General features: G+C 34.0%; 13 protein-coding genes and 1 pseudogene. 13 read left to right on the top strand and 1 reads right to left on the bottom strand.

The annotated features are described in order from the left end of the window. Nucleotides 1-225 precede the first annotated feature (225 nt). The 5 genes and pseudogenes from NLX82_RS24345 to NLX82_RS24325 form a co-directional block, all read left to right on the top strand. A complete protein-coding gene (locus NLX82_RS24345; RefSeq protein WP_254349193.1) occupies nucleotides 226-687 on the top strand; it encodes a hypothetical protein in 462 nt (153 codons plus the stop codon). 48 nt (nucleotides 688-735) lie between these two features. Further along, nucleotides 736-1254: a hypothetical protein gene (locus NLX82_RS24340; RefSeq protein ID WP_254349192.1), complete on the top strand. Its 519-nt coding sequence runs from the start codon at nucleotides 736-738 to the stop codon at nucleotides 1252-1254. Between the two features lie 37 nt (nucleotides 1255-1291). After that, nucleotides 1292-1507, top strand: coding sequence for a hypothetical protein (locus tag NLX82_RS24335; RefSeq protein WP_254349191.1), 216 nt, complete (start codon nucleotides 1292-1294; stop codon nucleotides 1505-1507). Nucleotides 1508-1594: 87 nt separating this feature from the next. Continuing rightward, the gene (locus NLX82_RS24330; protein WP_254349190.1) at nucleotides 1595-2038 is read left to right on the top strand and encodes a hypothetical protein; all 444 of its coding nucleotides are present in this window, start codon (nucleotides 1595-1597) and stop codon (nucleotides 2036-2038) included. 425 nt (nucleotides 2039-2463) lie between these two features. Continuing rightward, a pseudogene (locus NLX82_RS24325) lies at nucleotides 2464-2577 on the top strand (excalibur calcium-binding domain-containing protein); the annotation flags it as partial. Between the two features lie 654 nt (nucleotides 2578-3231). On the opposite strand, the gene NLX82_RS24320 reads toward NLX82_RS24325, so the two are convergent. Beyond that, nucleotides 3232-3471, bottom strand: a complete 240-nt coding sequence (locus NLX82_RS24320) for a helix-turn-helix domain-containing protein (protein WP_254349189.1) — start codon at nucleotides 3469-3471, stop codon at nucleotides 3232-3234. A 190-nt stretch (nucleotides 3472-3661) separates the two neighbouring features. On the opposite strand from NLX82_RS24320, the gene NLX82_RS24315 reads away from it, so the two are divergent. The 8 genes from NLX82_RS24315 to NLX82_RS24280 all read left to right on the top strand — a co-directional run bounded on the left by NLX82_RS24315 (nucleotide 3662) and on the right by NLX82_RS24280 (nucleotide 12396). Next, on the top strand, nucleotides 3662-4309 hold the full coding sequence (locus NLX82_RS24315; RefSeq protein WP_254349188.1) for a hypothetical protein: 648 nt from the start codon (nucleotides 3662-3664) through the stop codon (nucleotides 4307-4309). 45 nt (nucleotides 4310-4354) lie between these two features. Further along, entirely contained in the window at nucleotides 4355-4807 is a 453-nt protein-coding gene (locus tag NLX82_RS24310; RefSeq protein WP_254349187.1) for a hypothetical protein, read from the top strand. Between the two features lie 259 nt (nucleotides 4808-5066). After that, on the top strand, nucleotides 5067-5405 hold the full coding sequence (locus NLX82_RS24305) for a hypothetical protein (protein ID WP_254349186.1): 339 nt from the start codon (nucleotides 5067-5069) through the stop codon (nucleotides 5403-5405). Between the two features lie 781 nt (nucleotides 5406-6186). After that, entirely contained in the window at nucleotides 6187-6816 is a 630-nt protein-coding gene (locus tag NLX82_RS24300) for a hypothetical protein (RefSeq protein ID WP_254349185.1), read from the top strand. Between the two features lie 178 nt (nucleotides 6817-6994). Then, nucleotides 6995-7609 (top strand): copper amine oxidase N-terminal domain-containing protein, encoded by a 615-nt coding sequence (locus NLX82_RS24295; RefSeq protein ID WP_254349184.1) that lies wholly within the window; start codon nucleotides 6995-6997, stop codon nucleotides 7607-7609. A 209-nt stretch (nucleotides 7610-7818) separates the two neighbouring features. Further along, nucleotides 7819-8772 (top strand): DUF4062 domain-containing protein, encoded by a 954-nt coding sequence (locus NLX82_RS24290; RefSeq protein WP_254349183.1) that lies wholly within the window; start codon nucleotides 7819-7821, stop codon nucleotides 8770-8772. A 473-nt stretch (nucleotides 8773-9245) separates the two neighbouring features. Beyond that, entirely contained in the window at nucleotides 9246-11258 is a 2013-nt protein-coding gene (locus tag NLX82_RS24285) for a caspase family protein (RefSeq protein ID WP_254349182.1), read from the top strand. A 667-nt stretch (nucleotides 11259-11925) separates the two neighbouring features. Then, nucleotides 11926-12396: a hypothetical protein gene (locus tag NLX82_RS24280; protein ID WP_254349181.1), complete on the top strand. Its 471-nt coding sequence runs from the start codon at nucleotides 11926-11928 to the stop codon at nucleotides 12394-12396. Nucleotides 12397-12902 lie beyond the last annotated feature (506 nt).

Below are 12902 nucleotides of genomic sequence, written 5' to 3'. Positions count from 1 at the left end.
CCTAATATTTTCTTTGTTTTATTTTGGGTAATAATTAAATATATCACAAAAAAATAGATGTGTAAATAGTTTTTTGGTTTGAGAATAGTAAATGAGATAAGTTCAAAGGAGAGGGTTGAGCCAACACAGGTGAGAGTTACGGGAATTTTGAGACTTCCTTATTCATAACATGAATAACAGCTTTAGAGCGAATGTGAGAGCGTCTAAGGAGTATGTCATTGTAAAGTGTATGGAATCAAAAAATTATACTCGAACGAGTGTGCTGATATATGGTATATTGTTCCTGTTGTTAAAGGTTTATTTCATAGGATGGAGTTGTTTGTAATGGGGCTTGGTAATGAATCGATCTCCTTCTTGGTAAGAATTATAATGGATGACTTAGACGGTTTCTTATCGAATAAAGAGCGTTCTTTAAGAGGTCGGATTTACAGCACTTTGGGTACTTGGCTCGAATATATCAACGATGCATCGGCTGAAGACAAGGAAATAATATTAAATGAAATTCATGAGACACTTGGAGAGATGAGTGTTTGGGAATATGACCAAAACGAACAAAATGAAATAGTAGCAAGAATGTATCAGTACTTCTCTGAGTTATATGGTACTGAAGATCACATTAAAGATTTTGCTACACTGTTGGTCAACTATTACAAGAATGAATTAAAAGCAGAATTTAAATATGTTTAAAATAACTATTTCACCAAAACACATACACTACTAAAAAGGGGCATTAGTATGTTTGATAAAAATTTATGGAATGCACTTAATCCCGGTTCTCATTCATATGATTTATTTGGGGAAAGAGCTGAGAGTTTGGAGAGTTATATAAAGAAAGTTTCCGATTTGGGTCTAAATATTCCTACTGATGTAATCGAACAATGGATTTATCGGCATTACGAATATATTGATGCTCGTTATATCAGCCTTGGAATTGAAAAAATGAAATTTGAAAGGGAAATATGGGATAGCAATAAGGTTTATTCTAAAATCAATACATTTGAATTCGATAAACTTGGTGGAATGGGGCATAACGTATATGAGGAAGAAAACTGGTTGATCAGTTTTATGCTTAAAAATCGTACATGGCCCAAACCTATTATTGTTCTAGAAAATAATACATTTCCTTCTTGGGGAACTCCCTATCATTTGCTAGAAGGTCATCAAAGGTTGGATTTTTTTAGAGAAATTTATCAAGAAGAAAGAGATACATTAAAGAATCAACATGAAATTTGGGTTGTGAAACTGATCAAATGACTGTTTTAATATTTTAATTTGAAATGGAGTGGTAGAAGTGGAAAAAGATAATAGAGGTTTGGAAAAAGTCGCTTCCTTATATCAGACACAATCTGTCGAAGTTGCTAATATATATATTGGCGAAGGTTGGATTTTGCTTAATATACATACGACTGACTACGGACATCCCGTAGAACGCCACCAAGAAACTGTTTTCACTCTTGGTTGGAATAGTGAAAAAGGGGAAGTGAAGTTGCCAAAGAACCGTTTTTAATTTTCCTTCTGAGTTAATAGGGGATATGTGGAATAACAAACGAAATAAAAAGGTTTTTTTAGAGATAAAATGGGAGGCAAGGATGTATTGAAGACAACTCATGTGGGAGAAATCCGAAAATTGGTGCGTAGACAGGTCGGAACTATTAATACGAAGTTTGAGTTGAATCTAGCGGTAAAAGAAGAAAAGCTGGAGAAGGGATTTCAAATGATAGCAGACGCTCCTGAGACAATTATTTATGATCCCAATGAGATAAAAGATGTATTTAACAACCCGCGCTTTTTTGATCAGGCTGGCGTGTCGACAATAGCCAATTTAATAAAGATTCTAATTGCACACGAAACTGGACACTTAATTGATTATAAGAGAAATAGTTTTCTTTTTTATAATAAAGGCCATGAAGAACAAATGGAGCTAAATGCATGGAAGCTAGGCGAGCAATACATTGATGATGAAATTAGAAGCGAATATGAAACATTTAAGGATTTTTCATTAGATTCATACCGAAGATCAAACAAATTTAAACAATAAAAATAAAAGATGTGTTTTAAATTTCCTATCACTATTTACATGGGAGCAGATCCAAGATGGTCTTAATTTTTTTAGGAGGATTGTTTTGTTTATTCTTTCTTTCAATAAGCTCTGTCGGGGCTAGATGGGGGTATATTCTATATCCAGTTTATTTATCAGTTGGACTGTTACTTTTCTCAGTGTATTGTATTTGGGATGATCATTACATTATAGGAATTGTGTGTTTCGTTTCTATGCTCTCATATTTAATTTATTTGGTGTTGGATTTTAAAGTAGGAGAAAGATCTAATAAAGATGTTTCCGTTGAATGGTTATCATATATTGGACTTTATCCCGTTTGTATTGCGCTAGTATCGTTGTTGTTTTTACCCCGTGATTATGTAACGTTTCAAAATGTCGGAACTTCTGACAGTAGTGAAGATGTGTATTACCGAAATTGCGCCGAAGTGAGAAGTTTAGGATTGGCTCCACTTTATCAAAGTGACTCTGGGTACAGAAGTGGATTAGATAGGGATAATGACGGAGTTGCGTGTGAGTAAAAAGCAAGATACAAATTTACCATAAAAGCATGTATCAAATTTTATGTAACAATGTAAATACTCAAGTCTATATAAAACACCAATTTTACCATCCAGTTGCCCCCATATTGACGGCAACTGGATTTTTTTGTCCACATTGGAGATGCGACATCGCAACACGTCAAATTGACGTTTCGCTTCGGAGAATCACGAAACGATATCTAATACAGAAATTATGTATTGCTCGATTTCGAGACAATGTGGATTGATCAGTCATTTAGAAATTTAAGGTAGTCGTCAAATTGACGGATAGCTGTATCTGACTGCTGGAAGTTTATCCGTGAGAAGTCGATTTACACGACATCCGAATCCAGACCTTTCGATTCAAAATATCTGAAAGCTAAACTCAACTATCGTGAAACGCGATATCCAAAATCCTATGCATATGGAACGAAATTTCGTTCCCTTGTTACATAGTGAGATGAACAAGGATACATCTTGTACCTGCCCCTCAAATTTGAGGGATAGCTAACAGACAAATTGCCATTGAGTTGTTATGTGTAAGGGTATCGCCAACTTTGGCGACACGGCGAAATTGCCGACACGAAAAGAAGACCTCAACTTTCGAGATCTTCTTTATTTTTTTAGTATTCAAATTAGGATTGGTTATACTTGCTATTCTACACGCTTACGGATTTCAAATAAATCATTTGGAGTCACATCGAAATAAACACAAAGTTTTGTGATTAACGAAGCTGATATTTTCTTTTTTTCCATATTGGTGTTGTGTAGTAGTTCCATAATCGTAGTTCTACGATGTCCAATTTCTTCAGATAATTTTAGTACAGACATGTTATCGTGCCTCTTTAGAATTTCATCTAACTTGCAATACAAAATGTAGTTTTGTTGATCCATATTATCCTCCAAAAGAGTTAGAATAAACATTGCACCATGAAAGTGCATATGATATATTGTGTATAAAGGTTTGCACTATGAAAGTGCAGCTGGTGAATAGAGCAATATACTCTTGAACAAAGGAGTGTGCAGTACTTTCTTCGGCACCTTCATCACCATTTTACCAATATCTCAAGGAGGAAGATACCTAGTGATGAAAAAAGCAAACAAGCAAGCGATCCTCAACATTGTGCGAATGAAGCCAGTTTGGGAATCAGAAGAAGACGCTGAAAAAGAATTGCACTATTACCACATAACCGACGCTCTAAATCGGAAATGGCAGACTATTGGCCTTAACGTGTCAGACGCTATCCAAGTGTTTGAGCATGGTAATGACGACAATTGGACTCGTATTATCGAACCAGCACCGTACAATCCTGACCTGTCCATCAATGACCTAATCAACATGCTCAATATTTCTCCTGAAGCAACTGGCATTCGCAATGACATGCAAATCATATTGAACACAGTTGAGCGCCGTAATGAGTATGTAAATCGTATCGTCAACGTTAATCGTGAAAGTAGATTTCTTTTACTCCACCAAATGAAGGATGAATACCTTCAGCATAGCCAACTTACAGATGATCAGTTCATGCAGATGTACACTGTAAATCCCGTGGAAGCTTTGACCATGTATTTCTTGCAGCCCATTGATATCATCACGTATTGGGAATGGGCTAATGCTAACGGTACTGCTGAGAAGGCTATACAGTACAAACGTGAGGAAGCTTTATTACCGTTTATTCAGGCCATTGAACGTGCTGAGGATGAAGCGAGAGGGATTGTTTCAGGCTTCTAATGTGTCACGTGACACAACTATTTCCCAAAAGGAGAAGATACATATATGACAAGATTATTGAACAAACCCATCACAACCAACAAAGGGGCGTCCACCATGAACACACCATATCACGCTGATTTAACACTGGAGCAAGTCTGTTACTTCCTTGATATCTCGCCTAAAGCTGAAACCCTTATTACATCAATGAGGTTCATGTTGACCAGTGTCGAACGGTTAAACGAGTTTCTGAATCGCTCCACTTTTGCTAGGCATCCTTTGTCCCTGCTCACTAAAATGCGTAAAGAACATATTGACGCTTACGGTTATAATGCTAAAGCAACATTTGTATACGACTATTATCGCAATAAGCAATCGGCATTGGAAAAGTTGTTTCAGGAAGATATGCCAGCTTTCAAACTCAATCGCTTAAGAACTGATGATCCTGAACGTATCTATGATGTTTACGTTGAGCGTGGCAAGTATTCAACGTCTGGAGAAGTGGCATTGTTTATCTAATCATAATACATAGCAGGGCAGACAATCTCATATCCATTATAGGATATATCTGTCCTGTTTTATCATATAACAACGCAATAATAACATTAAATAGGCTTCTATAACTTTTTCAGGGCTTTTAACAGCTATGACAATCAAATGTAAAAGAGTCATTTTATCATCATAATCAACAATGTAACGTAACGAGTCACACTTACTGTAACAATGATTTAGATAACCGCAAATATAAGCAAGGTGAACATAGAAAGGAAACGAGAGTATGAACAATAACAATCCCGAATATCCATTCCCAATGTCACAACGTATGGAGATCGAACGCCTTTACTTTCCCAATGGTGTCAATGCTACTCAAATTAATCTGCTGGATGATATAGAGAAACGACTAGCTGAAGCATACAAGGCAGGATATGAGCAATCATCTATATTCGGATTTCATGAATGGAGTAACAATGCAGCAATGGGATATACCGCTATAGCTCTTGAACGGTTAGGCTATGACCAAATTGAGTTACAACGAGTGATAAACAGAATGTATTGTGTATTCGATGAGGTAAGTGTTCTGGAAGCAAAGGCACATTACGACTGCTCAGATTATTGATAAATCAGCCTATTTTACCTAACCGCAATTCATGCAACATCTTACCTCAAATCGTGCAATATTTACCCTCTAAATATGCAAGGGTCTACCTCAATTCATGCTGCACGATTTGAGGTCTAGTTAGTAGTTCTTAAATCTTTATATCTTTAGATGTGTAGATACAGTATTTAGAGCATGTCTGCGCTGACGCTTATCCAACTCTTGGCTTCTGATTTTTTGTTGGTTGAGGTTAATGTTTAACCTGTTGTTAATTTGACTTCTATTGCTTAGTACACTGTTTAATCTATAGGAATAAAATTATTTGCTGTCTGGTTAATAGGAATGGTAGGGTCGGAGCGAATGGGATTTGAATCATAAGATTAAATAATACAAAAATAAAGGAGCAAACAGTATGTATAAAACTGGAAGATTAATCAAAGGAAGACTGTACGTGAAAACGTGGAATGATGAATGGATCAACCTCAAGCTGTTGGCTCAGACTGACAGAAAGGCTATGTAACATGGATATGGACTGGTTGAACTCAATGTATAGACAGTTGGTGAAAGAGGCAGCAGGGAAGGATACAGAGCTTGAGAGAAGGCTGGAGATTAAAAAGCAACTTACAGCTATAAGACGTGAGAGGAGAAAGCTGAAACAAGAGGGAATGTGTGGTCGGGGGGATACCAAATTGTCACCCCTTGAATATGTAACTAAACGCCTAAAAGTAGGTGTGTTATCATTACTATAGACCCATTACTATAGGCGTGGTAAGCTAAAGGAAAATGTTGGAGGGCAACAATAATGAAGATTCACAAGATACTAATTACTGCTATGGTTGTAATATTGGTAACACTCTTTAGCGGCTGTGTAAATAAAGAGGAGGAGCTTCAAAGTGAAGTAACAAGTTTGGCAGATAGAGCCGATCAATATTATAAAGAGGACAAAATGGACGATGCTCTAGAAGTCTATGAAAAAGCTCTTGAGAAAAAAGAGTCTTCTGAAATTAGAGATAAGATTGACTCAATAAAAGCTGAAATCAAATCAATAGAAAAAGCTCGAAATTTTAAAGATGAGTTGTATACGATTAGAAAAGAACGCCTTAGTGCAGGGGTTTCAGTAACGCCAACTGATATGAAATTTATAATTGGAGATTTGGGTAAGCTGGTGACTGAATTCGACAATATTGACACATCAACGGAGACTACAATCACAAACTATGTAAAAGAAGTCAAGCGCAGCACTTATTACGAATTGCTCAAAGTAAACATTGACAGTCCCTTACATGATGATGCAGAAGTCAATGAAGCGCTTGGTGCAATAGATTCTGATTTTGAAGTCCTAAATTCTTTAACAGTTGCACATACAAGAAATGATCTTACTGATAAAATAGACAAAATACTCGAAATTCCATTTCCTTCTCAATATGAATGAATTGAAGAATAATAAACGAATAAGAGTCAAAGGATCAAGCACATTTAGCAAGTTTAAGCGCCTAGCGATAGGCGTTTTTTTGTTGGATTTATTTAAATATGAAACAAAATTCTTCCTTATTATTGGTGCATTGTGCTAATATACTAGGTATATAATACCAAAAAGGGGTTGTGGAAGAGTGAAAAATAAAGTATTAGCTAGTTCATTTGCCTTAGTGTTGATTCTTTCCAGTGCTACAGCATATGCTCATCCGGGTAGAACTGATTCAAATGGTGGACATTATTGTCGTACTAACTGTGCTAAGTGGGGACTCCAAGACGGGGAATATCATTATCATAATGGTGGAGGATCTTCTTCAAGTAGTTCCTCATCTTCGAGTTCGAGTAAATCGACTCCTAAAAAGAGCACTGCAAAGCCTAAAGCAGCGAAGCCAGCTTATAAAGAATCTGGATTAAGAGTTTACGTGAACGGAAATAAATTAAGCTTTAGTAGTGAGCCATTGATTTATCAGAATACAAACTTGGTTCCTCTTCGTGAGATTGCTGAAGGCTTGGGTGCTACCCTGAATTATGATAATACTAGTGGTACAATTGGCGTAACTAAAGGAAATAGCAAAATGACACTTACCATTGGAAGCAAAATAGTGTTTTACAATGGATCATCTGAAACAGTGAGCGCAGCACCTAAAGTAATAAAGGGAGTTACCTATGTTCCTGCTCAGGTTTTTGCTAGGGGATTAGGTGCAGGAATTGAATTAGACAGCATTAATAACTCTCTAAAAATAACATATTAGAGCCATGTAAATGAACTAGAGAATTTTTGACTACCATCAATATACAAGCAGAAAAGTATCACAGATTTTAGAAAGTTACATAAAATCTGTGATACTTTTCTGCTTGTATATTGATAATGTGTTGGAAGTAAAACGATGATTTTATAGTGCATCTTATTATCCTGCATTATATTATAGGAAATATTATACAAAAGGGAGTCGTATTACATATGAAGAAAAAATTGCAGGTGTTTATATCTTCAACATACTTAGATATGGTCGAAGAGCGTCAGGCAGCTGTAACAGCGGTATTGAATGCGGGGCACATTCCAGCAGGAATGGAGCTTTTTAAATCCGGAGACCAGAGCCAAAAGGAAACAATTAAGCGCTGGATTGATGAGTCTGATGTCTATATGTTAATTCTTGGTGGACGTTACGGAAGCATTGATGAAGAGAGTGGGAAAAGTTATACGCATTGGGAATATGACTATGCAGGAGAACAGGGGAAAAGAAGATTTGCTATTGTAATAGATGAAAAAAGACTTACAGAAAAGGCAAAAGAGAATCCTGATTATTTAGAAAGAATAAATTATACGAAATATCAAATTTTTAAAGGGGAAGTACTAAATAATATATCCAAGTTCTTTGAAGATTTAAAGGACATAAAGTTGATAGTAATGGAGTCACTAAAAGAATATGAGGGTGACTTAGCACTATCAGGCTGGATTAAGGCAGATAGTGCTTCTAATATTGAAAAAGTCCTACTAGTAAACTCTAAATTACTCAAGAATAATGATAAATTAAAGCAAGAATTATCCAACATAAAAAATAGAGCTAAGGAGACTGAATTCATCGGAGGTTATTCTTTTGAAGAGATATTCAGGGCATTGAAAGCTATGCCTCTGGATGTTCCCCCTCAATTTGAGAAACTTGCTCATTGTGATTCGATTCTATCATTCTTTCTGTCGATTCGAAATAACCTAGCAACGGGTATTACAACTGGAGCAAAAAAAGGAAGTGAAGTGTCCTATTCAATTCATTATGTCATTCCACCGTTGATGGCTTTTGGACTAGTGGAGAAGACAAAGATTAGTGGCATTGCAGTTCAGAGATTCCAAACTTCAAAAGATGGGCATAGATTCATAGCAAAGTATGAATTAAAATCTATCAAAGGAGAACTTTAAAATAAAAAATAAATTTGGCTAAATCGCTTAGACAGTACAGTAATTAAGACTACTTTGCAGATGCGCATACAGCAGTATAAGATATTGATTCAAGTAGAAAGTTAATATGGTGCTTCCTAGGTAGACTTGAAAATCGAAAAATACGTACTTCACTCTATAAGGAGCTATTAAAATGAAAAATAATACTAGATATATCAAGATACAAACAAATGAACAATTTTATAATTGTGTTAATCAGGGGTTAGCCTTGAAGTCTACGTTAGTGGAGAACTTGATTTTATCGGCCAATTAGTAGATTTCACTGATAATCTTATAAAGTTTGAAAATGGATTTTATCTTAGATCTTTGTCAGAAGTGATTATTAGAGAAAATTATTTCTTTAAAAAATGATCATTTCATGCATTAGCCTTAAAAAGAGTATATGAAGTAAAAAGATGAAGAAAGATGGTATCTGAAATATGGAGACAAATATGATGAAAGTAGTATTGATAGGAGCAAATATATACCAAAATTTTGATGATCTAAATAGTGTTGAAAATGATATTAATTTAATGAAAGAAGTATTCGATAATAATTTTGATGCCACAGTTGAAGTATTAACAAATGAAAAAGTAAAGAGTGGTAACGTTAAAAGTATGCTTAAGCATTTTTTTAGTAACTGTGATTATAATGATATACTTGTTCTATATTGGGCAGGACATGGGGCAGTTTACGAAGGTAAAGGGTACTTGATAACATATGATTCTACTGACTCAGAAGCAAATAATAAAATAGCTATGCAAGATTTAAATGAACTTATCGAAGATTCTCCAGCGAAGTCTATACTAGTTGTTGTTGATTGCTGCAAGAGTGGTTTTCTAACAAGAAACATTAATGCTGTAAATAATGTCATGAATAAAGAATTTGATATTAAAGGAAAGGGAAGAGTAATTATAACTGCTACTAACCATGAAGATGCTTATTCTCTTTCAGATGAAAGCAATGGTGTTTTTACATCGATATTATTACAACATTTACAAGAATTTATAGATGATCAGCAGAGAGATGAGATTGATGTAACTGAACTTTATTCGTATGTAGTACGTGATATGAATGATGGTATTTATAAACAAGTCCCTTGTATGAAAGCTTCAATTGAAGGGAGATTCATTTTAAAACTAAAAGAGAAAAATTATAAAAAAACAAATAGCAACATGAAAGTAACGATGTTACCCAGAGGAGCAAATAGGCAGCTTGAAAAATTAGACAAGATATTTAAGAATTCTGATTATTTAGATAAACAACATTTTATTAAGGAGATCCAAATATATTTAGGTTCTGAACTTATTGCGGGAAAAGTTAAAGAAATAAGCAAACATTTGTTTCTTGATGAAGCATTAAATTTGGAGATAGAGTGGTTTGAGTGGGCATTAAATTTTAGAATTTCTCAAATGAAAAGTAACTATGTAATTAAACTTCCACGTGAAGAAGCAGAGTTAGCTTATAAACTAACAAATGAAAAAAAATGTATAGTTTATTTAAAATTATCTCAACTTCACGAAGAAATTCTGCCAGATACTATCTGGCTGAGAATAAATGATAAAAATATCAAATTACCAGGAGGATATTTGAGAAGATGTTATAGAGAGCTACCAATGAAAGAAGATATAGAGTATAAACTGATGGAACTTATTGAGAATCAGAGAAGCATTATAACATTGGATAATAGCAATAAGGTAGCTAAATGGGATACGAATAATTTAACAATAATTTCTTCCTTTAAGATTAGAGAAAAAGTAGGAGATATATTCTCCTTTAAATACAGTAGCACAAAGGAAACAATATTTGTAGGAAGCATTTTTAAGGATAGATTATTATTTAATTTATATAATTCTAAGGGAGAAAATATATATTCAGAAAAATTTGATGTTAACGTCTATTACTTTTACCCTAATTCAGGAGATTATATAATTTATTATAACAAAACGGAAATTTACTTTGTCTCTTTACAAGAAAAAATTGAGAAAAATTTTAAAATTCGTGGTAAATTTTTAATGAGAAGACAAGTTCCTTTATTTTATGAATTAGATGAAGGATTTCTTCTTTATAACTTTAATACTCTTTATATTTTTAATAATAAGTTTGAACTTTTGAAAGAAGAAAAAATCTATAATGATGGATTTAAAAGAATAATAAATAAAAATTTGTTTTTATCGAGAAAGGTTGAACATTATTCAATCGTTAATATAGAAAAAAAAGGAGATTGGTACCCTAAAAAAACTGTGAGTAGGTTAGACATTCTTCAATCCCATGTTTTAAAACATCATATTATTGAAGTAAGAGAAATGAATAATGAAATGGGATATTTCGTGGAAGTAACTGATTTAACAACAGGAAAAAGTGAATTCTATAATATGAAAGAAAAACCAATGGAATTTACCATAAGTGATGACAACACCTTTATGGCTGCACTTACAGAATATGGAGCAATTAAGTTATGGGTCTAATTTAAATAACAAAAAACTAACAGATATAGAGCTTTACGAATACTACAATAGAAGAAAGCAGAGTGTACAGGAACAGTATCGAACTCACTACTGATTAAACTCACCAAAGGATTATGCCGCACTCAGGGTAGGCTTCGAAATTCTGCTTTCTTTCATAAAATTGGATATCATCTTGACCATAATGAAAATCTTACGTAGACAGCGAGGAAGAATATTTCAGCTAGAAGTAAATGCTTGGCAAAAGTCCAAATATATAATTCCTGATGATTTGAAAGAAGAGTTTGATAAATTTAATTTGCGTATAATAGATAGTTACAAACATAAGTTTTCTAAAGAGAGAGAAAATGATTCGTAATAAGGCGGGAATCTAGATGACATGGATTTCAATAATATTATTTATATTTTCATCTGTGATATTATATAGGATAATGCGATCAGGGAAAGAGACCAAATTTATATATTTTACAGCTACTATACTATTAGTTTTAGAATTTGTTTGCCCATCTATATTTATTTATAATTTGTCTCCGTGGAAAGAAGGCATTCCTTTAATGGGAATTTACACTTGGTTTTATATAGTCTTAATTTTGTTGCTTGCGAATATTAAAGCTAAAAAATAAAACAGTAGCTTTCGTCTTATTAGCATATTGGAGATGATGAACTAAACATGAATCTAAACCAGTTACACACAATGACCTACACGCTAAATAGCGGTATTAAAGGATCAATCCAACTATCCAGCAAACAAATTCAGGACTGGATAGAATCTTATCGTGTAAGCAGCAAATATGTAACAACAGTAGGAAAAGAGCATTTTGGTTTAAATCCTGAGCTTGTGGCAGATTTTAAGGTACATAATGAATTTAGTGAGCAGAGGGAACATGTAGCAGCAATACAACCTACAGTAGCAAGTAAGGCCACTGAGCAGTTAGCAGACGCATACAGCCAGCACAAGGTATTGATTCAAGTAGAGTGTAAATGTGGAGCTTCCTATATAGAGGAATCAGCGTACAAAAGGAACAAATGGGGCTGTAAAGAATGCGGTGATATTGTATTTTTGGATAGTAAGAAAGGTATAGTTGAAACTGTTAAGGGTAAGGCGTGGTATATGACTAATAGGTATTTTGTAGAGAGATAGGGGAGGCTCCTTTCAATTTGAAATAACTCTTATGTACCTGTATTTATATACAAAGTCTGGGCAGTTATTTATTATGAAAAATTCATGTGAAAAGCGTCTCAATTTTTAAGAAGGTGTGTACTAATTAATTTTTGAATTAGGAGATACGCAAAAATATTTAATGGCTTACACTACTCTAAAAAGAGCGGATAAGTCTTTTTTTGTGTACCCTGGAAAGGTACCTTTTTGTAAAATATCAGGGATTTGAATGGATGTTTGTGTAATAGAGACATGTCCACCATTTAACATGCTGATATTTTTAATTAGCACCAAGATTACATTGTTTTATTTGTTTATTTCCCTATTGAAAAAAATCCAACTTACACCGACAAAAAACGACAAATTTTTCATAGGACTAATGGTATTATTACTTTTGTCTCATTTTAAGGAGGGTGGGTCTATTTAACTAGGTATTATTTATCAAGTGGGGAGAGTGCAATATGAAGAAAGTATGTATTTTGTTTTTT

It is taken from the genome of Paenibacillus sp. A3M_27_13 (assembly GCF_024213315.1).
In the GTDB taxonomy this organism is placed as follows: domain Bacteria; phylum Bacillota; class Bacilli; order Paenibacillales; family Paenibacillaceae; genus Paenibacillus; species Paenibacillus polymyxa_B.
The sequence above is the reverse complement of the archived record's forward strand: the minus strand, read 5'-3'. Positions and strand labels throughout refer to the sequence as shown.

What these genes read in the sequence shown, in the direction of transcription:
- NLX82_RS24340 (WP_254349192.1), top strand. Translation starts at nt 736, where the DNA reads ATGTTTGATAAAAATTTATGGAATGCACTTAATCCCGGTTCTCATTCA.
- NLX82_RS24320 (WP_254349189.1), bottom strand. Translation starts at nt 3,471, where the DNA reads ATGGATCAACAAAACTACATTTTGTATTGCAAGTTAGATGAAATTCTA.
- NLX82_RS24310 (WP_254349187.1), top strand. Translation starts at nt 4,355, where the DNA reads ATGACAAGATTATTGAACAAACCCATCACAACCAACAAAGGGGCGTCC.
- NLX82_RS24305 (WP_254349186.1), top strand. Translation starts at nt 5,067, where the DNA reads ATGAACAATAACAATCCCGAATATCCATTCCCAATGTCACAACGTATG.
- NLX82_RS24300 (WP_254349185.1), top strand. Translation starts at nt 6,187, where the DNA reads ATGAAGATTCACAAGATACTAATTACTGCTATGGTTGTAATATTGGTA.
- NLX82_RS24290 (WP_254349183.1), top strand. Translation starts at nt 7,819, where the DNA reads ATGAAGAAAAAATTGCAGGTGTTTATATCTTCAACATACTTAGATATG.
- NLX82_RS24285 (WP_254349182.1), top strand. Translation starts at nt 9,246, where the DNA reads ATGAAAGTAGTATTGATAGGAGCAAATATATACCAAAATTTTGATGAT.
- NLX82_RS24280 (WP_254349181.1), top strand. Translation starts at nt 11,926, where the DNA reads ATGAATCTAAACCAGTTACACACAATGACCTACACGCTAAATAGCGGT.